Annotated in this window: 11 protein-coding genes, 1 tRNA gene and 2 pseudogenes; 8 read left to right on the top strand and 6 right to left on the bottom strand. The window is 71.1% G+C overall.

The features are described 5' to 3' along the window. Positions 1-324 precede the first annotated feature (324 nt). The 3 genes from ACPEEZ_RS08280 (at position 325) to ACPEEZ_RS08270 (ending at position 1,821) form a co-directional block, all read left to right on the top strand. Positions 325-1,344: a nucleotidyltransferase domain-containing protein gene (locus ACPEEZ_RS08280; RefSeq protein ID WP_423917347.1), complete on the top strand. Its 1,020-nt coding sequence runs from the start codon at positions 325-327 to the stop codon at positions 1,342-1,344. 12 nt (positions 1,345-1,356) lie between these two features. Then, positions 1,357-1,428, top strand: a tRNA-Val gene (locus ACPEEZ_RS08275). A 108-nt stretch (positions 1,429-1,536) separates the two neighbouring features. Continuing rightward, on the top strand, positions 1,537-1,821 hold the full coding sequence (locus ACPEEZ_RS08270; RefSeq protein WP_423917345.1) for a hypothetical protein: 285 nt from the start codon (positions 1,537-1,539) through the stop codon (positions 1,819-1,821). A gap of 393 nt (positions 1,822-2,214) precedes the next feature. Here ACPEEZ_RS08270 and ACPEEZ_RS08265 read toward each other — a convergent pair whose 3' ends face one another. From ACPEEZ_RS08265 to ACPEEZ_RS08250, 4 genes are all read right to left on the bottom strand, one after another. Next, positions 2,215-2,661, bottom strand: coding sequence for a hypothetical protein (locus ACPEEZ_RS08265; protein WP_423917342.1), 447 nt, complete (start codon positions 2,659-2,661; stop codon positions 2,215-2,217). Between the two features lie 55 nt (positions 2,662-2,716). Continuing rightward, the gene (locus tag ACPEEZ_RS08260; RefSeq protein WP_423917339.1) at positions 2,717-3,271 is read right to left on the bottom strand and encodes a putative immunity protein; all 555 of its coding nucleotides are present in this window, start codon (positions 3,269-3,271) and stop codon (positions 2,717-2,719) included. A gap of 152 nt (positions 3,272-3,423) precedes the next feature. After that, entirely contained in the window at positions 3,424-4,419 is a 996-nt protein-coding gene (locus tag ACPEEZ_RS08255) for a LysM peptidoglycan-binding domain-containing protein (RefSeq protein WP_423917336.1), read from the bottom strand. Positions 4,420-4,491: 72 nt separating this feature from the next. After that, complete coding sequence (locus ACPEEZ_RS08250; protein WP_423917333.1) at positions 4,492-5,364, bottom strand: SDR family oxidoreductase; 873 nt, start codon at positions 5,362-5,364, stop codon at positions 4,492-4,494. A gap of 356 nt (positions 5,365-5,720) precedes the next feature. Between ACPEEZ_RS08250 and ACPEEZ_RS08245 the strand changes: the two genes are divergently transcribed. Further along, the gene (locus tag ACPEEZ_RS08245; RefSeq protein WP_423917330.1) at positions 5,721-11,462 is read left to right on the top strand and encodes a GH92 family glycosyl hydrolase; all 5,742 of its coding nucleotides are present in this window, start codon (positions 5,721-5,723) and stop codon (positions 11,460-11,462) included. A 114-nt stretch (positions 11,463-11,576) separates the two neighbouring features. On the opposite strand, the gene ACPEEZ_RS08240 is transcribed toward ACPEEZ_RS08245, so the two are convergent. Next, on the bottom strand, positions 11,577-12,617 hold the full coding sequence (locus tag ACPEEZ_RS08240) for a LacI family DNA-binding transcriptional regulator (protein ID WP_423917328.1): 1,041 nt from the start codon (positions 12,615-12,617) through the stop codon (positions 11,577-11,579). Between the two features lie 9 nt (positions 12,618-12,626). Between ACPEEZ_RS08240 and ACPEEZ_RS08235 the strand changes: the two are divergent. From ACPEEZ_RS08235 to ACPEEZ_RS08220, 4 genes and pseudogenes are all read left to right on the top strand, one after another. Continuing rightward, positions 12,627-12,878, top strand: a pseudogene (locus ACPEEZ_RS08235) (DivIVA domain-containing protein); the annotation flags it as partial. Between the two features lie 42 nt (positions 12,879-12,920). After that, a pseudogene (locus ACPEEZ_RS08230) lies at positions 12,921-13,034 on the top strand (DivIVA domain-containing protein); the annotation flags it as partial. A 267-nt stretch (positions 13,035-13,301) separates the two neighbouring features. Beyond that, on the top strand, positions 13,302-14,270 hold the full coding sequence (locus ACPEEZ_RS08225) for a 1-phosphofructokinase family hexose kinase (RefSeq protein ID WP_423917325.1): 969 nt from the start codon (positions 13,302-13,304) through the stop codon (positions 14,268-14,270). 33 nt (positions 14,271-14,303) lie between these two features. After that, positions 14,304-16,385, top strand: coding sequence for a PTS fructose transporter subunit IIABC (locus ACPEEZ_RS08220; RefSeq protein ID WP_423917323.1), 2,082 nt, complete (start codon positions 14,304-14,306; stop codon positions 16,383-16,385). A 107-nt stretch (positions 16,386-16,492) separates the two neighbouring features. On the opposite strand, the gene ACPEEZ_RS08215 is transcribed toward ACPEEZ_RS08220, so the two are convergent. Continuing rightward, positions 16,493-21,538 (bottom strand): glycoside hydrolase family 3 N-terminal domain-containing protein, encoded by a 5,046-nt coding sequence (locus ACPEEZ_RS08215; protein WP_423917320.1) that lies wholly within the window; start codon positions 21,536-21,538, stop codon positions 16,493-16,495. Between the last annotated feature and the right edge of the window lie 175 nt (positions 21,539-21,713).

Here is a 21,713-nt window from a genome sequence, read left to right as displayed (position 1 = left end):
CGTTCTTCCGTCCGGCGGTCATCGTTCGACGTGGGACTACTGACGCTTGCCCGGACGGCATGACGTCCCTTCTGTCGTTGCGGCTCACACGCGATCCCCACGCCGGAAGGCAAAGAAAAATACTCGATCAGGAGGGGGCTGAGAATCATGATTTACGTCACCGTCTTGAGCTGTCCGCCGAGAGCAAGTTCGATCGGCACGGTGCCTAGACGAGTTACTGCCTCGATTAACCGGCTGCGTTCCTCACGGACCTGGTCCGCCGTCGAATAGCCTCCTTCGGAAATTGGGATGACCGGCTTCCTGGTGTGACAGGCGGGATGTTCGATGACCTCAGCTGGGCTCTCGATGTCAGATGGTCCACGCGACCTGAGGACGTCGATGACTACTACGCGACATCGGACCTCCACGACGGGGATGAACTTCGTTCCGACAAGGAGGTTGGAGGACGATAGTGTCCTGGCCATGCGTGCCGTACCCGAAGAGCTCGATGCGTCCGTCGTGGCGCAGATCGATGGTCGCCTGGCGGGGGTCGAGATCGATCACGGCGTCCGGGTCGCATGGGCGATCGAGAGCGGCAGTCGTGCGTGGGGGTTCCCCTCGCCGGACAGCGACTACGACTGCCGGTTCATCTACGTGCGGCCGCGAGAGGATTACCTGGCACTGTGGCCTCATCGTGACGTCATCGAGACACCTCTCGACAAAGTGCTCGACGTCAACGGCTGGGATCTTGCGAAGACGGTGCGGCTGCTCGTAAAGGGCAATGCCGTCGCCATCGAGTGGCTGCGGTCGCCCATCGTCTACACGGGTGGCTTCTCGTTCCGAGACGGCCTCCTAGCTCTGGCTGACGACGTCGTCGAACGGGCGTCCATCGGGCGACACTACCTGCACGTGGCCCGACGGCAGCAAGAGGGTTCGGCCACGCTCAAGCGGTTCTTCTACGTCTTGCGAACGGCGAGTGCCCTGCGCTGGCTGCACGATCACCCCGACGAGGTCGTGCCGCCGATGGACCTGCCGACGCTTCTCGCCCAAAGCGATGTCGGCGACGCGATCCGTCGCTCGACCGACGACCTGATAGCGGCGAAGGCTCGCACACGCGAGATGGGCAGTGGGTCCCCGCCGCCCGAGCTCGTGGACTTCGTCGACGCGGAGCTCGAGCGGGCGGCTCACTTCGAGACGGATCGGGCACTCAAGTCCGCCGACGACGTCCAGGCCGCCGCGGAGGCGTACTTCCGACGAACGATCGAGACGACGGACGCCGGCACCGGAGTCGGCTCGCCGGTCAGCTCTGTGGTCCGAACCGCTCATGGACTCCTGGACGACCGGCGGTTCGTACCGCCACAGTGAGCGCGCCGCGGAGGCCATTAGCTCAGTTGGTAGAGCGCCACGTTTACACCGTGGATGTCATCGGTTCGAGCCCGGTAGGGCCCACCCACTCGAGGTGTCTTCGTCCTGGAGAAGTTGGGGCGAGCCTTCTCATCGAACGACGCCCAGGGCGAGCTGGGCATGGGCGCCGGCTCTGGGCGTACGGTCACGACCATGACCAATGACGATCGCACAGCTCGCCCGTCCGACGCGGGGCACGAGATCGACGACCCGACCACCTCCACCGCGACCAGCGAGGCGACGGTCGAGGAGATGCAGTCGACCCCCGTGTCCGATTCTCCCGCCGTCGACGGCGACATCGACGAGGAAGCGGTGAAGACCTTGCCGGGCACCGGCGGCCCGGACGACGTCGGGACCATCGACGTGGACCCCGCCGATCTCCATTTGTCGGGCGACTCCATCCCCGGCCACCCGAAACCCGAGTCGTCGAACGACTGATCGTCCGACGGCGCCGCGGGCGCACCCGTGCTGACCGTCCGAGACGATCTCAAGGGGCACGTCTCGCAGCTCGCCCAGGGCGTCGAGTCCTCAGATGGGTCGGCACGTTCTCGCGGCGGCTGGAAGTTCATGAGATAGAGGAATCTGCGGGTGCAGCCCAGCCGGTGAACCGAATCCACCCGGCCAGGTCCAGGGTGGTTGGTTCGATCGCTCGCATCACGGAAAGATCCGACGGGTATTCGCCGTCGTGTCTTATGCGGGGCTCGTCGCGGCGTGGATACTCGTCGCTGTTCGGACCTTCCACGGCAGCGTGATCAGCTGGACCCTCTTAGTGCCCGCTCGCGCCGGCGTCACCCCGCAGGCCGGCTCGACCGACCGCAGCGCGACGCGGTCTTAGACCGAGCAGGCGTCGTTCCAGTCGCGGCGGTACGAGCTCGGGTCGCTGACGTCGATGATCGCGGATGCTGCTGATTTCGGCTCGTCACGCGTCCGGTAGGTCTGGAACGCTTCTGCTGTGCGGTCGTTGCTCGACGGGTCGCGGACGCCGGTCGCCTCGACCCACAGCGTCCAGCCGAACCGGGAGCGGATTCCCGGGTTCAGGGCACCCTCCCCGAACGCGACGACGACGTCCTCGTCCTCGAGCATCGGGATGTCGACGCCCGTCTCCTCGAACGCGACGACGCGCGCGGAGGTCCCTCGGGAGGCCATGTCGTCGACGAGACGGCGTGCCACCTCCTCGAGGCCGTGCCCGGCATCCCCGTCGACACCGACGTGCCCTCGCCCGCCCGGAAGGCGGCCCAGCATCTCGGAGACGAGTTCGTGGATCAATTCGGCGCTCATCAGGGTCCTCCGTGGTCACGCGTGGGCTACCGGTCGAGGCTACCGGTCATTCCCGTCAGCGAGCCGGGTGCCGGCGGGGCCTGCTCGGAGCGTCCAGCGCCGCCTGCAGCAAGCGGATGTTCCGTCCGAGAGCCCCGGAGGCCAGGAGTCCTGCACCCAGCGGGCCGGACGAGTCCTCGCCGAGCGGCGGCAGCCGACGAAGCGCGTCTTGGACGGGCGCGCTCATGGCCGCCAGCTGCCACGCGATCTCGTCAGCACCGCCTCCGGGGTGCGCCAGATCGGCGGCCTTGGCGGCGTAAGCGGCCGCTCCGAGCGCGTGCGCCCCCATATGCGCCACCCCGCTCGCCTGGCCGGCGGACCAGGCGGCCGCCTTGCCTGCGGGTGAGATCGCCGCTCCGGAGGCGCGCCCGGCGAGAAAGCGCCGACGGATCTCGCCCCCGGCGTCCAGCTCCCCGTTGGCGAAAGCCCGAGCGCGCACGATGCCGTCCCTGGCTCGATCGTCGTCGGGAGCCTCCGCCTCGAACAGCGGGAGGACGCGCTCCGCGCAATCGGCGGCCCAGGCCGCGACGATGCGACGGTCGGTCTCGCTCAGGGTCTGTGGGGACGACATGACGTCAGCCTTCCACCGCGTCCTCGCCTGCGGGGTGGTCGCTCTGCCGCGAGCGACCGGTGACCGTGTACCGCCGCTCGAGGGCGCGCGTGGCCCGGCCACAGGCTCGGACGTATCTCGCTCATGTCGTCACCAGAGGGCGGAGGCCGCGATCAGACGCTGTCGGGGTCGAGCACCAACGTGGTGCCCTCGAACAGGTGCTGCTCGGCATCGATGACCTGCAGACCCTGATTCATGTAGATCAGAGCGGACACCGAGATACCGAAACGGCGCGCCACCGCATCGATCAGATCGTCGGGCGCCACGGTGTAGCGCTTCGGGGCTCCACTCGCCGTCGTCGCCTGCAGTGCGCCGGTGGCGAAGGGGGCCGCACCGCTGTCGGCGGGGACGATGTTCGTCGCGCGGGGCGGTACCGACCAGCGCACCGCTGTCACGGCCAACACCTTGCCGACCCCGATCTCGACCGGCGTGTCGGCCGGGGCGCTCGTCGTCGCGACCACGAGGGAGCCCAGATAGGACGGCTGGCTGACGGTGCCGAGCGTCCCGCTGGAGGATGTCGGACCGGCGGTGGCACCGCCGAGCTCGGACCTGCCCTCGCCCTGGTCGGTGAGGCCGTCGCCGACCGACGGCGCGACCGCGAAGAAGGACACCCCGACCGTGACCGGCAGGGTCGACGTGAAGTTGGACCATTGCGTCGTGTACGTGTCGTCACCCGTGGCCATGATCCGGTAGTGGAAGTGGACGCTGCCCTTGGGGGAGGCGACGTCGCCCTCGGCCACGACCGTCCCCGCGGCGACGGGCGTGATGAACGGGGCCGGCGCCGCGGCGTCCTGCGGAGGCGGAGTGGCGGCGCGTGCCGTCGGCGACGGCACGGGTGAGGCCGTCGGGGTGGCCGTGGTCGGGGGCGGGGTAGCGGGAGTCGCCGTCGCGGCACGAGGAGTCGCCGAGGTGCGGGTCGATCCGCCGGTGGGGCCGGCCGTCGCCGCGTCGGAGCCCGGCGTGAGAGAGATCGCGACGAAAGCGATGCCCGACGCCACCAGAGCGCCGGCGACGATGCCGATCACGAGCCCGACGCGTGAGCGCCGTGGCGTCGTCCGGCCGTCGTCCGTGCCGTCACCCGTCTCGCCGTCGACGCCTCTGTCGTTCACATGCCGTGCCATCGTTCCCCCTGCGACGATCCTAGGTGCGACTCGGCTCAGAGGCGAGTCGTGCTCACGGAGTCACCCCGACAGGCTGAACCCGCCGTCCGAGGTGAGGACCTGCCCGACGACCCACCCGCCGGCCGACGTCGACAGCCAGGCGATGAGTTCGGCCGGATCGCTGGGTCGGCCCACCCGGCCGAACGGGGTGCTCGCGATGTAGTCGTCGAGATCCTCCAGCGAGCGGTCCGTCGTCTCCGGGTCGAGGTATCCGGTGTTGACCGGCCCGGGGTTGATCGTGTTGAGGACGATCCCGAGTTCGAGCAACTCCGCCGCGACCGTGGCGGTGACACCGGCCAGCGCCGCCTTGCTGGCGGCGTAGGCCACCTCGCCTCGCATCGCACCGTGGATCTGACCGGAGGTCATCCAGAAGACGTGACCCTGTGCCTCCTCGTAGGGCCCGAGGCCCGCGATGCGGTCACCGGGGCGGCGTGGATTCTCGCCTCGTGGAGCCCGGAGCCGGGCGAACTCGGCCGTCAGCAGGAGGGTCGCCCGCGTGTTGACCTCCCAGAAGTCGTCGAGTCGTTCGGGCGTCATGTCGAGGATGCTGCCGTCGTCCCCGCTCTTGGCGTGGTTGCAGACGAGCACGTCGATGGTGCCGGTGAGGGCGGTCGCGGCGGCGATGACGCGGGGGATCTCCGCCGGGTCCGACAGGTCGGCGGCGACGTCCGAGAAGCGTGCGTCATCGGAGAGGTGCTCGCCGACACCGTCGCGAACCGCGTCCAGATCGTCGCCGCCCCAGGGGAGCGCGAGGTCATGGGGCCGGTGGTGGTGGATGACGACGTTCGCGCCGAGGTCGGCGAGCTTCGTCGCGACGGCGAAGCCGATGCCTCGGCGCCGTGAGACACCGGTGACGAGAGCCGTCTTGCCTTGGAGGGGCAGGGATGCGGTCATGCTGAACCTTTCGATCGCGCCGGATCGGCGCACGGTGGGAGAGTCGAAAAAGGATCAGAGGCAACGCATGGGTCGACCCTAGGGGGAGGGCGTCACCGGACGCAATCTCCGTGAACGAGTCTCACGATGTGCCTTGACCGGGGGTCAGGGCATCCGGTAGACAAGGACGGCATGACAACGCTGTCATCGACGACATGCGTCGCCCGTCGTGCATTCGCGAGTCGCCCCGCCGGGGTGATCGCACCCGAGATCACGGGATCAACAGCAGGAGAGTGACGATGGCGTCAGGCCGTTTTCAGGCCCTTCAGCGGCGCGGGGGCGCACGCTGGTTCGAGCGGACGAGGCGAGCGGGGGTGATGACGACGGCAGTGGCACTCGCCTTCACGGGAAGCATGATCGGCGCCGGCCCGGCGAACGCGGTCGGCGGCGGCGATGACGACACGCGCCGTGCGGCAGCGGCCGGGAGCGACTGGCGGACCAGCTTCGAGTCGGCCGACGCGCAGCCGCTCGCGAGCACACCGCTCGGCGAGGCCGTGAACGTCACGGGATCGACCGGGTTCCCGCCCGGCAGCCTGCTCGGCCACGTGACGGACGTCAGCGCGACCGCCGAGAACGCCCCGGGCGAGATCGCCGTCAACCTCTCCGACGCCAACCCGGCCAGCAAGTGGCTGGCCTTCGAGCGCACGGCCAGCATCACGTACCTGCTCGACTCCCCGCAGAGCGCCGCGACCTGGTCGCTGACCAGCGCGAACGATGCCCCGACGCGTGACCCGCGCGACGTCACCGTGCTCGGCTCCACCGACGGCGGCACGACCTGGGTCACGGTCGACCAGAGGTCCGGAATGGCCTTCTCGGGTCGCGGCACGACGCTCGACTTCGCCGTTCCGACACCGGCCGCCTACGACGCCTACCGTCTCGACATCACCGCCAACGCCGGTGCGGGGCTGACGCAGCTCGCGGACTGGACCCTGAACGACGGGACCGACACCGTGCCTCCGGCCGGCCCCATGGTCACGGTCGTCGGCACGGGCCCGGTCAGCGGCCCGAACATGAAGCCGGGCGCCGGCTTCAGCGGCACGAAGTCGCTGCGCTACGCCGGCGAGCACACGGCGGCGGGTGCCGCCTCGGCCACCAACGTCCTCTTCGAGGGGCTCGACCTGGCGATCGGCGACACGAGCGAGTTCTCGTACAAGATCTTCCCCGAGCTCGGGGGCGACCTGCAGTACCCGGCCACCTATGCGGCCGTCGACCTGGTTCTCTCCGACGGCTCGCGCGTCAGCGCGGCCGACGGCATCGTGGACGCCCACGGCGAGAAGGCCTCCGCCGCCGCCCAGGGCTCGTCGAAGATCCTCTTCGCCGACCAGTGGAACTCGGTGCGCGTGCCCTTGGGCGATCTCGCCGGCAAGACCGTCGAGTCCGTCGTGTTCACGTACGACAACGCCGGTGGCACGGCCGACACGCGCTTCCAGGGCTGGATCGACGACCTCGACCTCGACCCGGCACCGGCGCGCGTCGACGGCTCGAGCCTCGTGAACCACGTCGACACCCGACGCGGCACGAACTCGACGGGCAGCTTCAGCCGCGGCAACAACATCCCCGCGGCGACGGTCCCGAACGGGTTCAACTTCTGGACCCCGATGACGAACGCCTCGAGCCAGTCGTGGCTGTACGACTACGCGCGCGGCAACGACGCGGCCAACCTGCCGCGCCTCCAGGGCATCGGCGTCTCGCACGAGCCGAGCCCGTGGATGGGCGACCGCAACCAGCTCGCGATCCTCCCCTCGACGACCGTCGCCCAGGCCGGAGGCGCGGGTGCGCCGGATGCGTCGCTCGCGAACCGCGCGCTGCCGTTCGACCACGGCGACGAGATCGCCCGACCCGATCTCTACGCCGTCCAGACGACGAGCGGTCTCGAGGCCGCCGTCACCCCGACCGATCACGGCGCCGTGATGCGCTTCGGGTTCCCCGAGACGGCGGGAACCGACCCGGCCAGCACCGGGCGCGCGGGCAGCGTCATCGTCGACCGCGTCGCCGGCACGTCGGGCCTCGTGGTCTCGGCCGACGGAACCGTCAGCGGCTGGGTCGAGGGCGGCTCCGGGCTGTCGACGGGAGCGACGCGCATGTTCGTCCGCGGCGTCTTCGACCGCACGCCGACCTCGGTCGGCACCCCCGGCGGCAACCGTGACGGTGCGCAGTACGCGTCGTTCGACGCCAGCGCACCGAGTGCGTCGGGCAGCCCGGCGGGTGTCGTCGAGTTGCGCCTCGCGACGTCGTTCATCTCGCTCGACCAGGCGGGGCACAACCTCGACCTCGAGGTCACCGGCCGCACGTTCGACGAGGTCCAGGCCGACGCCGCCGAGCAGTGGAACGACCGTCTCGGCGTCATCACCGTCAAGAATGCTCGTGACGACCAGCTCGCCGCGCTCTACGGCAGCCTGTACCGCCTGAACATGTACCCGAACTCGCAGTTCGAGAACACCGGCTCGGCCTCTGCACCCGATTACCGCTACGCCAGCCCGGTCGCCCCGGTGCAGGGCGCCGCGACCGACACGGTCACGAACGCGCAGGTCGAGAGCGGCAAGATCTACGTCAACAACGGGTTCTGGGACACGTATCGCACCGTGTGGCCCGCCTACTCGATGCTGTACCCGAAGATCGCGTCCGAGCTCATGGACGGCTTCGTGCAGATGTACCGCGACTCGGGCTGGATCGCTCGCTGGTCGAGCCCCGGCTACGCCGACCTCATGACAGGGACCAGCTCGGACGTCGCGTTCGCCGACGCCTACATCAAGGGTGCCGTCGACGGCCCGCTGGCCCTCGAGGCCTACGACGCGGCGCTGAAGAACGCCTCCGTCCAGCCGACGTCGAGTGGCGTCGGGCGGAAGAGCCTCGACCAGTCGCTCTTCCTCGGCTACACGCCGGCGACCACTGGCGAGAGCGTCTCGTGGGGCCTCGAAGGCCACATCAACGACTTCGGTCTCGGGCAGATGGCGGCGAAGCTCGCCGACGACCCCGCCACCCCGGAGGCGCGGCGTGCGCAGCTGAAGGAGGAGTCGGCCTGGCTGCTCGATCGGGCACACGAGTACTCCTCTCTGTTCGACCCCTCGATCGGGTTCTTCCAGGCGCGGAATGCCGACGGCTCGTTCCAGCAGACCGCCGACGCCTACGACCCCGAGTCGTGGGGTGGCGCCTACACCGAGACGAACGGATGGAACTTCGCGTTCCACGCGCCGTTCGACGTCGCGGGTCTGGCCTCCCTCTACGGCGGATCGGACGGTCTCGACGCGAAGCTCGCCGAGTTCTACGGCACGCCGGAGGAAGCGGACAAGCCGGGCGGCTACGGCGGCGTGATCCACGAAATGGTGGAGGCGCGGGATGTCCGCATCGGCCAGCTCGGCATGAGCAACCAGGTCTCGCACCACATCCCGTACATCTCGGCCGCGAACGGTGACCCCGCCACCACGCAGAAGGTGGTGCGCGAGATCACGCAGCGCCTCTTCGTCGGCAGCGACATCGGCCAGGGGTATCCGGGTGACGAGGACAACGGCGAGATGTCGTCGTGGTTCCTGTTCTCGGCGCTCGGGTTCTACCCGCTGGCGATGGGCACCGACGCGTACACGATCGGCTCGCCGCTCTTCGACGAGGCGACCGTGCACCTGGGCTCGGGGCGCACCTTCACCGTGCGTGCCGAGAACAATTCGAACGAGAACGTCTACGTCCAGTCGGCGCGTCTGAACGGGACGGCCATCGACACCGCGTCGTTGTCGCAGGACGCGATCGCCGCCGGAGGCACGCTCGACTTCACGATGGGACGCACGCCGAGCACCTGGGCGGCCCACGCGCCCGATGCGAAGGACGTGCCGAAGCCCCTCGTCGACGCCACGAAGCCCGGGCAGGGCGTCCTGGAGTCGAGCGACGGCACGCGACTCGACCGCCTCGTCGACGACTCGGCACGCAGCGCCGTCACGTTCGACCGACCCGACGCCGCCGTGACGTGGCGCTCGGCCTCGGGACCGGTGACGGTCTCGCGGTACACGCTGACGAACGGCCCGACCGGGGCGGCGGCGCCCACGAGCTGGACGCTCGAGGGCTCGACGGACGGCGCGACCTGGCTCCCGGTCGACGAGCGGGCCGGTCAGGCCTTCCCGTCGGCGCTGCAGACCCGGCCGTTCACGGTCGCCGATCCGCGGCCGTTCACCTGGTACCGGATCTCGACCACCGGTACCACCGACGGCCGCGCCGCCACCCTGTCCGAGCTCGAGCTGCTGGCCGACACCTCGGCGTCGGCGGGCGAGTTCTCGCTCAGCACGAAGCCCGGTCTTAGCGTCGAGGTGGGGACCTCGTTCGCGAGCCCCGTCGCGACGGTGACCAGCGCCTCCTCGTCCGGTGCGACCGTGCCCGACGGACTCGTCGCGACGGTCGATTGGCTCGACGGCGACGGCCCGCAGGCGGCGACGCTCACCGCGACGGCGCTCGGCGGCTGGGATGTGACCGCCCCGGAGAAGACCTTCGAGGCGCCGGGCACGTACACCGCGATCGTCACGGCGACCGACGGCACCGAGTCGGCCAGCACGACGGTCGACCTCACGGTGACCCGGACGGCTCCGACGCTCGTCGGCGCGTTCGACAGCGTCTGCCTCGGGGAGCCGGGTCAGGCGGCCAACTGCGACTACCTGCAGAACGGGTTCTCTCGTCCGTCGCTGGCCCAGGCCGGCTTCGTCCAGGGCACCACGGTCGCCGTTCCCGGGACCGCGCTCGACTTCGACCTGCCGGCGATCCCGGCGGGCGAGCCCGACAACGCGACCGGTGCCGGCCAGGTGCTGCCGCTGTACCTGGGTGACGACGTCACGCAGCTGTCGGTGATCGGGACGGCCAACGAGCGCGCCCAGCAGACCGTCGGCACGCTGACGTTCGACGACGGCTCGACGCAGCCGTTCCCGATCGAGTTCGGCGACTGGACCGCGGGTGTCTCGACGCCGGCCTTCGGCAACATCGTCGTCGCCACCTCGCAGGGGCGCACCAACGGGGCGAACGGCTCCGACGGTGCCATCGCCGGGGTGTACGCCACGGCACCGGTGACCCTGCCCGAGGGCAAGAAGGCGGTCTCGCTGACGCTGCCGGTGCAGACGGGCGACCCCCGGGCGGCCGGACGCATCCACGTCTTCGCGCTGGCGACGGACGGGACGCGACTCGCGCCTCCGGCCGACCTCTCCGTGACCGGTGTGGCGGCGGGGCTCTCGGGCACCGCGGGCACCGAGGTCTCGGGACGTCTCGCGACGGTCACCGGGGGAGCGGGCGGCACCGACAGCGTGCCCGCCGACGGCACCGTCACCGCACTGGTCAATTGGGGCGACGGCACCGCCGTGACCTCGGCCCCGGTCGTGGGCGGCGTCGTGTCGGGAGCGCACACCTACGCGCTGCAGGGCAGCTACACGGTGACGGTCACGGCCGACGACGGTCGCTCGAGCGCGGCGGGCAGCACGCCCGTCACGGTCGCGGCGGCACCGGTCGACCCGGGCAACCCGGGTAACCCGGGCAACCCGGGTAACCCGGGTAACCCGGGTAACCCGGGCAACCCGGGCAACCCCGGTGAGCCGGGCAACCCGGGCGACCCCGGCACGCCCGTCGTCTACACGCCGACCCTGCGCGTCCTGGCCGATTCGGCCACGCGCGGCACCGTGGTACCCGTCGACGGGGACGGCTTCGCCCCGGGTGAGACGGTCTCGCTGACGCTGTTCAGCGACCCGATCGCCCTGGGCACGGTGACCGCCGACGCGGACGGCATCGTGCGCGGCTCGTTCACCGTGCCGGCCGATGCCGTCACGGGCGCCCACGAGGTCGAAGCCCTCGGAGGCACGTCCCAGGTGGCCGTGCGCGTCGCGTTCGCCGTCGTCGACACGGCCCCGGCCGACGCGGGGGCCGCTCCGGTCCGACCCGGTTCGTATGACGGTCGACTCGCCTACACGGGCGGCACGGTCGGCCAGCCGCTCGACGCCGGTGTGCTGGCGGGCATCCTGCTGGCGGCGGGTGCGGCGGCTCTCGGGATCGAGGCGATCCGTCGCCGTCGCCGGTCACGGCTCGAGGCGGACGTCCTCTAGCGGTCGCCCACCACGCGACACACGACACCCCCGGCCCTCAGGGTCGGGGGTGTCGTGGCGTCGGACGGCTGGGCTTCGCCCGTCGGGGGCTCGCCCGTCAGGACGGCACGTCGGTCAGCGCCAGGCGACGCCGGGAGAGACCTCGCCCGAACCGCGGGGGACCAGCCGCGTGGGGACGACGACCCTCTTGGCCGGTCGCTCACGGCCCGGACCCACGGGGTCGAGAGCGAGCCGTGCGGCCTCTCGTCCCATCGCGCCGGGATCGTGGGAGACGACCGTCACCCCGAGCAGGTCGGCGAGGTCGAAGTCGTCGAAACCCACGAGGGCCGGAGGTACGTCGAGGCCTCTCACCGCCGTCAACGCTCCGATCGTGACCCGGTTGTTGCTCGTGAACACGGCGGTCGGCGGCTCGGCCAGCGACAGGAGGTCGCGCATGCCACTCCGAGCGGACGCGGCGTCGTGTCGGTCCTCCCGGACCCAGCGACGCCAGCCGGTCACCCCGGCGCAGTCGAGGGCGTCGCCGAAGCCCGTGAGTCGTTCGAGATGGGTGGCGAGCCGCGAGTAGTCGCCGACGAACCCGATGCGCCGATGCCCGTGCGCCAGGAGATGCTCGACGGCCGAGCGCGCGCCGGCCGCGCTGTCGAGCAGCACGGAGTCGGCCTCGAGCCCGACCGGCGGGCGGTCGACGAAGACGACGCGGACGCCGCGCTCTTGCAGCCTGTCCATGTCGACGTGGGAGGCGCGGGTCGACACGAGCACGAGGGCCCGGACCTGTCGCGACACCAGTTCGTCGACGAGCTCCTGTTCTCGCGTGGGGTCCTCGTCGGTGCTCGCCACGACGAGCTGCATGCCGCGCCCCCGCAGCTCCTGTTCGAGACCCGACGCGATGGCGGCGTAGAACGGGTTGGCGAGATCGCCGGTGACGAAGCCGACCACCGTCGAGCGGATGCCGCGCCGCAGCATGCTGGCCGGGCCGTTGAGCCGGAAGTCCATCGCCTCCGCCGCCTGCACGACGCGGCGACGGGTCCCGTCGGCCACGTGCGGTTCGCCGTTCAGAGCGCGGGACGCGGTCTTCAGGCTGACACCGGCACGAGCCGCGACGTCGACCAGGGTCGCGGGCGTCCTGTTGCCTCGGTCCACGCTCTCGCCGGTCACGGGCACAGTATGACAGCGGCCGCGGGCTCGACCGCTGAGGGCCGCCGGGGTGTGCGCCGACGGGTCTCCCACGCGTGCGCCGACTGGCGTTCGAACGTGTCGCCCCGGGAGAATCGAGCCACGAGGCCGAGCGCCGGTCTCGATGGACGGATATGGGGGAGTCGCATGCGATCTGACGACGTGACGGACAAGAGGTTCACGCCGACGCGCTGGCGTGAGGGGTATTCGATGCAGGAGGTCGACGAGTTCCTCGACCGCGTCCGGCGGACGTTGGCGAACCACGAGCAGGGGACACCCGTGGACATGCTGAGCCCAGAGGACGTCGTCAACCAGCGGTTCTCGCCCACCCGGTTCACCCCGGGCTACGACCAGGACGAGGTCGACGACTACCTCGACGAGGTCGTCGTCACCCTTCGTGGACACGAGGCGCACCCGAGGCGCTGACGCCGGCGAAAACCCGAGGGCGGGACGTCGATCTGGCGTCCCGTCTGTCGTTCGATCTGTGTTTCGATCTGATTTTCTGTTTTTGTCTTGCATTCGCTTGCTGCAAGTCGTACAGTCGGCGCAATACGGCGGCACTCAAAGCCGAACGGACATGGCAGCACCAGCAGGACGACGAGGAGGTCGCATGGACACCCCTTCACGTCGGACCGTGTCCCCGCACCCCTGCCAGGAGGCACCCGCATGATCCTCACCGTCACCGCCAATCCCTCTCTCGACCGCACGATCGCGTTGCCGGGAGCTCTGTTGCGGGGGTCCGTGCAACGGTCGATCAGCACGACGGACGAGCCGGGCGGCAAAGGCGTCAACGTGGCCCGGGCTCTCGTCGCCTCCGGTGTCGAGACGGTCGCTCTGCTGCCCGGTGCGCTCGACGACCCCGTGCTCATCGCACTCCGCGAGCGGGGTGTCCCCGTCGTGAACGTGGCCATCGCCGAGCGACTGCGTTCCAACGTCACCCTCACCGAGCCCGACGGTACGACGACGAAGATCAACGAGCTCGGCCCCGACCTCACCGCTCACGCCGACGAGCTGATGGCCCTGATCGTCGAGCACGCCGCCCTTGCATCGTGGCTGGTGCTCGCCGGCTCCCTGCCGCCCGGTCTGCCGACCACCTGGCTGGCCGACGTCGTCCGGGCCGTGCGCGCCTCCTGCGGTGACGCCGCTCCGCGCATCGCCGTCGACTCGTCGGGGGAGCCGTTCGCCGCCCTGATCGCGTCCGGCGTCGGCATCGATCTCGTCAAGCCCAACGCCGACGAGCTCGCCGAGATCGTCGGCGGCGACCCGGCCGCGTACGAGGCCGATCCGGCCTCGGCCGTCGCGGGTGCCCGACGCCTGCGCGAGCTCGGCGTCGAGACCGTCCTGTTGACCCTCGGCAGCGCCGGCGCACTGCTGATCGACGACGAGGGATCGTGGTTCGCCGCGGCCCCCGTCATCACCGCACTGAGCACGGTGGGCGCCGGCGACTCGTCGCTGTCCGGCTACCTGCTCGCCGAGACGGCGGGCGCCCCGGCACCGGCCCGTCTCGCCCAGGCCGTCGCGTCGGGGGCCGCCGCGGCCTCCCTGCCCGGCAGCATCGTCCCCCGTCCCGACCAGACCTTCCCTGACGACATCGACGTCGTCCCGGTGGCCCCCGCGGCCATCGGGCAACTCTGAGCAGCGTCGCCCAACCCCAAGGAGCACACCCGCATGTCAACCCTGATCAGCACCGACCTCGTCGGTCTCGACGAGGACCTCGGCGGCTCGTCGAGCGACGTCATCCGCGCCCTGGCCGCCCGGGTGGCGGCCTCCGGCCGCGCCGCTTCGGCCGGCTCGCTGGCCGACGACGCCATCAAGCGCGAGGCCTCGGTCGGCACCGGCGTCCCCGGCGGCATCGCGATCCCGCACGCCCGCTCGGCGTCGGTGACCGAGCCCACCCTCGCGTTCTCGCGTCTGTCGCGCACCGTGGGCTTCGGTGCTCCCGACGGCGACGCCGACATCGTCTTCATGATCGCCGTGCCCGAGGGGGCGAACGACGACCACATGACGGTCCTGTCGACCCTCGCCCGTGCGCTCATCCGCGACGACTTCACCGCGGCCCTCCGAGCGGCTCGGACACCGGCCGACATCGTCGCCCTCGTCGACGAGGAGGTCAGCGGCGAGGTGGCCGAGGCCCGCGGCACCACCGGGACGTCGTCCGCCGACTCGGCCCGCGCCTCCTCGGCTTCCGACGGCGCCCGCCGTCCGCAGCTGGTCGGTGTGACCGCGTGCCCCACCGGCATCGCCCACACCTTCATGGCGGCCGACGCCCTCGTCGCCGCCGCCAAGCGACTCGGCGCCGATCTGCAGATCGAGACGCAGGGCTCGTCCAAGGTGACCCCGCTCGACCCGGCCGTCATCGCCGAGGCCGACGCCGTCATCTTCGCGGTCGACGTCGACGTGCGCGACCAGGGCCGCTTCGCCGGCAAGCCGGTCGTCCGCGGCCCCGTCAAGCGCGGCGTGGACGCGCCCGACGAGATGGTGCGCGAGGCGCTGGCCGCCGCGACCGACCCCCGGGCCGCCCGCGTCAGCGGATCGACGGCGTCCGGCCCCGCGATGGCCCAGGGGCGACAGGGCTTCGGCTCATCGCTCAAGCGCTGGCTGCTGACCGGTGTGTCGTACATGATCCCGTTCGTGGCCGGTGGCGGTCTGCTGATCGCGCTCGGCTTCCTGCTCTCGGGCTTCGGTATCGCCCTGACGGCCGACGGGCACACCGTCAACAACGCGGTCTACGCGCTGCAGAACTACTCGCTGGTGAACCTGCCGCCGGAGGGCCTCGGCTACTACCTCGGAGCCGCCGCGTTCCAGATCGGCGGTGCGTCGATGGGCTTCCTGGTCGCTGCGCTGGCCGGGTACATCGCCTACGCCATCGCCGACCGTCCGGGCATCGCGCCCGGCTTCGTCGCCGGTGCCATCGCCGTCTTCATGAACGCCGGGTTCCTCGGTGGTCTCGTCGGCGGTCTGCTCGCCGGTGCCGCCGCGTACTTCATCGGCACCTGGAACGTGCCGCGGTTCGTCCGCGGTCTGATGCCCGTCGTGATCATCCCGCTGCTCGCGTCGATCTTCGCCTCCGGTCTGCTGTTGCTCGTGCTCGGCGGACCCATCGCGGCCCTGATGACCGCGCTGACGAACTTCCTCAACGGTCTCAGCGGCACCGGCGCGATCCTGCTCGGCGTCATCCTCGGCCTGATGATGTGCTTCGACCTCGGTGGCCCGGTCAACAAGGTCGCCTACGCGTTCGCCGTCGCCGGTCTGTCCACGGGATCGCCCGAGAACCCGGCTCCCTGGATGATCATGGCCGCCGTCATGGGTGCCGGCATGGTGCCGCCGCTCGCGATGGCCCTCGCCTCGACCGTGCTGTACCGGAAGGGCTTCACGCAGGTGGAGCGCACCAACGGCGGCGCGGCCTGGCTGCTCGGCGCCTCGTTCATCTCCGAGGGCGCCATCCCGTTCGCCGCGGCCGACCCGCTGCGGGTCATCCCCGCCAGCATGGTAGGAGGCGCGGTGACGGGAGCCATCTCGATGGCCGCCGGAGTCACGTCGCAGGCACCGCACGGAGGTATCTTCGTCTTCTTCGCCATCGGCAACATCGGCATGTGGGTCGTCGCGATCCTCGCCGGAACGGTCGTCAGCGCGTTCGTGCTGGTGGGGCTGAAGAAGTTCGTCCGTCGCAGCAGCATCGAGGCGGAGGTCGCCGCCGAGGACGCCGAGATCGGCTCGCTCAGCGGGACGCGCACCCCCGCCGTGGCGTAGTCAACGACCGCGTCACACGACGAAACCGCCCCACCACGATCGTGGTGGGGCGGTTTCGTGTCGTCGGCTCGTCGGCGTGGCCGGTCAGTCTGCCGCGAGCGAGGGCATCAGCCCTGTCGGCGGCGACGCACCGTCAGGTAGGCGCCCAGGGCGATCATCAGCAGTGCGGCGCCGCCGATACCGATCCAGCGGTCGTCTCCGGTCCAGGCCAGGGGGCCTGACCGGACGGGCGTCGTGCCCGCCCCGCCGGTGCCGGCACCGGGAGCACCGGCTCCGGGCGCACCCGCACCGGGCGTATCGGGCCCGCCGCCCGCCCCGGGGTCGCCCGGGTCGGCAGCCAGCACCGTGAGCGTGGCGCGCGCGATCTGACCGGAGCCCTCCAGCTCGACCACGTGCAGGCCCGGCTCGAGGTCGGCCGGCACGGTGAAGCGCAGGACGCCGACACCGGCTGCCGTGGCGTCCGTGCCGCCGATCGACTGGGGCTCGGAGAACACCGTGCCGAGGAGGGCCTCGCCCGCCTCGAACCCGGTCGCCGTGATCGACACCTGGTCGCCCGGTCGGGCCGTCGCCGGGTCGGGGGTGCCCGGGACGACGGTCTTCTCCGGCTCCCCGACCTCGAGATCGATGCCGAGCACCGCCGCGAACCCGGCCAGGGCCACGTCGGGCAGACCCCGCTGGAGCGCGTTCTCGGCGTCCGCGGTGAGCGCGAGCGACCCCGCCACGGCGGTGTCGTCGATCATCGCGTCCTGCGCGAGATCGCGGCCGATCGAGACGAGCCGGTCGGCGCCGCTCATCGCGGACGGGTCGGTCCCGAGGAAGACGGGCGTGGTCACGGCCGTCCGGAGCAGACGGAAGGCCTGCGCCGGGTCGGAGACGCTGCCGTCCGCCGCCCAGACGTCGGCGTCGAGCACGGCCTGCACGGCGCTGCGGGCCGCACCCTCGGGCAGCGACGCGACCAGCGCCTCCAGGCGGTCGCGCGCGCCGTCGGTGCGGAGGCCCCAGCCGTACGGGAACATCGGCTCGTAGTCGGCGTCTCCGACGTTGATCGGCACCTGGTCGGCGCTGGCCGCCCAGGTCACGGGCAGGCGTCCGGTGAACGGACGGTCGCCGAACAGGACGTCGGCCACACCGGCGCCCTCCGAGCCGGGCAGCGAGGAGGCGACCACGGCGTCTGCGACGTCGACGACGCTGCCGAGCAGCTGCGGCCGACCCGAGACGACGAGAACCACGCAGTCGGCGGTGGCCGCGCAGACCTTGTCGACGATGGCCTGGTCGGACGCCGTCAACGAGAGGCTCGAACCGTTGTTGCCGACATCGCCCTGGCCTTCGGCGTAGGGACGTTCGCCGACGACGACGACACCCGTCTGCTCGGCGCGGATGGGCGCCGAGGCGTCGGGGCTCACCGTCACGGCCGCGTCCGGGGCGACCTCGCGGATACCCTCCGCGATGCTCGTGCCGGTGGTCGTGTCGCCCGAACCGCCCTGCCAGCTGATCGTCCAGCCGCCCATCTGACGACCGAGGTCGTCGGCGGTGGAGCCGGCCACGTACAGGTCGGCGCCGTCCTTGGCGAGCGGCAGCGTGCCTCCTCGGTTCGTCAGCAGCACCTGCGACTCGGCGGCCGCGACCCGGGCCACGGCCCGGTTCTCGGCCGAGCCGACGCCGTCGACGTTGGTGCGGTCGGCGAAGGGCTGCTCGAACAGGTTGAGGTCGAACTTCTGGGTGAGGATGCGGCGCACGGCGTCGTCGACCCGGGACTGCTCGACCGTGCCGGCCTTGACCGCGGCGACGATGCTGTCGATGAACGAGCCGTAGTTGTACGGCGCCATCGCCATGTCGAGTCCCGCGTTGACGGAGCGCACGGCCTTGTCGGAGTACGAGCCGCCGGGCAGCTTGTCGATGCCCTCCCAGTCGCTGATCAGGAACCCCTTGAACCCGAGATCGCCCTTCAGCAGCCCGTTGTTGAGGGCGCCGTTCTCGTGCATCCGCACCGGTCCGTCACCGAGGTCGACGGCCGAGTACGAGGGCATGATGGTGCCGACCCCGGCCTCGATGGCCGGCAGGTACGGGTCGACGTGGAGGCGCGTGAAATCCTCGAGCGAGTCGGCGTGCGTGATGCCCTGGTCGATCGGGTAGGCCCCCGTCCCGACCACCGACGCGTCGTAGCTCGTGCCGCCGTCACCGGCCCAGTGTTTGGCCGTCGCGAGCACCTCGTCGGCGCCCCCGATGTCGGTCGGATCGTCGCCCTGCAGGCCGATCACCGACGGAGCCGCGAAGGTGCGTACCAGGTCGGGGTCCTCGCCGAACGACTCGTAGCTGCGGCCCCAGCGCTCGTCACGCGAGACGCACAGGCAGGGGGCGAAGGTCCACGGCACGCCGGTGGCGCGCACCTCCTTCGCGGTGACGCGGGCGATCTCCTCCACGAGGGCCGGGTCGCGGGTCGCGCCGAGGCCGGTGTTGTGGGGGAAGATCGTCGCGCCGACCACGTTGCTGTGGCCGTGCACGGCGTCGACGCCGTAGATCATCGGGATCTGCAGCGGCGTCGAGAGCGCCTCGCGTTGGTAGGCGTCGACCATGTCGGCCCAGGCGACGGCGGTGTTGCCCTGCGGCACCGATCCGCCGCCGCTCAGCAGCGAGCCCAGGGCGCGCGTGCTGATGTCGCGGGTCGACGACAGACCGAGGCGTTCGGCCTGCGCCATCTGGCCGACCTTCTCCTCGAGGCTCATCCGGCTGAGGAGGTCGGCGACGCGGTCGGCCGTCGGCAGGCTCGCGTCGAGATAGGGCAGGTCGTGCGCGGCGATGACGACGCGGGCGCCGTCCCCGACCTTCGCGGTGGTCGACGCCAGCGTGACGGTGAACTGCTTCGACTCGGCCGCTCCCGAGGAGGCACGGGTCGGCACGGTCACCGTCTGGGTCGTCCCCGAGGCGGTGCCGGCCGCGAACGTGGCGGTGCCCGACACGGCGTCGTAGTCGGTGCCCGCGACGGCGCTGCCGTCGGCGGTCGACCAGTCGACGGCGACATCGGAGGCGAGCGGCTCGGCCCCGGCCGTCGTGATGGTCAGCTGGACATCGGCGCTGGCACCGGCATCCACGAGGTAGACGTCCTGCGAGGGGTCCACCGTCACCGACGCAGCCGTGGCGGGGGTGCCGTACAACTGCGTGTCGTCGATGGCGTAGCCGACGGGTGCCGGGGTGCCGGGCGTGAAGGTGAACGAGTAGCCGTACGCGGCCGTCAGATCGAGCGTGCCGTTGGTGGTGGCGGCGTTGCCCGGCTGGTAGGCCGAGGGCGTGAAGGACGAGAACGGCAGTTCGACGAGCTTCCACCGGCTGGTGCTGCTGCCCCAGTTGTCCTTGAACGTCGCCGCCCACAGCTCGCTGGTCTCGGCGGTGCTGCCGCCGGCCGGGTTGCCGTCCTTGATCTCGACCTTGATGTCGGCCCCCGCCGTCGGCGAGGCCGGGTTGTTCGCCTGGCTCGCGTACCACCAGAAGCGGAGGCCCTGGTAGCTCGACCAGTCCTGGCTGTCCGGGAGGTTGTGGCTGAGCCCGCCGTAGCCTCCGGCGGGGATCGAGAACGTGCCGCTCATGACGTGGTTGTCGGCACGTCCGGCGCGCTCCTGCACGGTGACGTCACGGCTGATCGTGGGCTCGAGCGGGGCGGGGGAGCCCCACGTGAAGAACCCGACGGGGTCCGCGGTCGTGCTGAGCGGCACGTCACCCTCGAAGTCCTCGATCATGGTGGCGCGCTCGAACAGTGCGACGTCGTCGAACTGCCACGACCCGGCCCCGAGAGCCGTGAGGGTCACGGCGAAGCCGGTCGAGGCGGACGGGTCGAAGCGCAGATCGCTGCTCGGCTGACCCTTCTGCCGGAGGTCGGCGAACAGGACGCTGACCTGCTTCCAGTCCGTACTGTCGTCGACGACCGTCTGCTCGAACAGGGCGTTGTTGCCGTTCTTCAGCTCGTAGCGGAGCGGCAGCCCCGATCCGGTGCCCTTGAACCAGAACGAGAAGCCGTCGGCGGCACTCCAGTCGGTGGCGGCGATGTCGTGCGAGAAGCCGAACCAGCTGTCGGCGGACGTGGGACCCGCGACCGTGGCGCGCAGGGCCGCGGCGCCCGTCGCTCCCTCGCGCCGCGCCTCCGTCGTGTCGAGGGCCGGGGTGACGGCGGGGCTCTGGCCCCAGGCGAAGTAACCGGTCGGCACGCCGTTCTCGAAGTCGTCGAGCACGGTGGTGGTGCCGACGTTGGGCAGCGAGCCGGTGGGCGTCAGCGTCACGAGCTGGGTGGCGCGTGCCCCGAGCACCGTCGGGTCGCTCGGCTCGGATGCCGAGAGCTCGATGGTCTTCCGGGGGCTGAGCGCGCCCGTCGAGCGGGTCTCGAGAGCGACGGAGGCGGTGGTCGCCCCCGGCGCGAACGTGACGGTCTCGTCCAGGGCCGCGTAGTCGGTGCCGGCCGTGGCGGTGCCGCCGGTCGACCGCACGCGCACCGTGACGGGCTCGTCGCTCGGGCCGGTGAGGCTGAGCCCTGCGGTGAGCGTCTGACCCGCGGCGACCGTGGCCGTCGAGCGGTCGAACGTCACCGAGCGCGTCTGCGCCTCGCCGAAGACCTGCAGACCGTACGCCGAGTAGCCGTACCAGTGCTTGCGGCTCGGGTCCCAGGTCGCGGCGGCGCGCTTCAGCATGTTGATGCGGACGTAGCGGGCCTCGGTGGGTGTCGTGAGGGTGACCTCGTCGCGGCCGCCATCGCTGCCGGACACGGTCTGCGCGGTCGTCCAGCTCGCGGGCAGGGCGGGGTCGCCCGAGGTCAGGTCGACCGTGTAGTCGGTGGCGTACGAGGCCTCCCAGTCGAGGCCGATCGCGTCGACGCGGGCGGTGCCGCCGAGGTCGACGACGACGGACGCGGTGAATTCGACGTCCTCGTCGGGGCCGTTGCCGCTCGCCCACCTCGTCGCGGCGTCGCCGTCGATCAGGTTCTCGGCGGGGAAGGTCCCGTCCTTGTCGGACTGCGTCGCGGACGCCGTGACCGAGCCGAACCGGGCGAGGTCGACCGGGGCCGCCGTCGCGCTGATCGCGGGGAGCCCCGAGAGCAGCAGGGCCGCGGTGGCGGTGACGGCCGCCACGACGAGGCGGCGGTGTCGAGGATGGGCAGGGGCAGCGGACACGATTACTCCCTTGTAATCACGAGCTGTCGCGAGACAGGTCGGCCCTCGCCGACCCCGTGATCGGGGGTCAGGGGCGCGACCGGCTCATCGTATTCTCACAGCTGTCTATGAGGCAAGGGGGTCGAGGAGGCGCGGTGCCGTCTCGACCCGCACCGCGCCTCCTCGGCTCGTCGCT

The organism is Frigoribacterium sp. 2-23 (genome assembly GCF_049601585.1).
GTDB lineage: Bacteria > Actinomycetota > Actinomycetes > Actinomycetales > Microbacteriaceae > Frigoribacterium.
The sequence above is the reverse complement of the archived record's forward strand: the minus strand, read 5'-3'. Positions and strand labels throughout refer to the sequence as shown.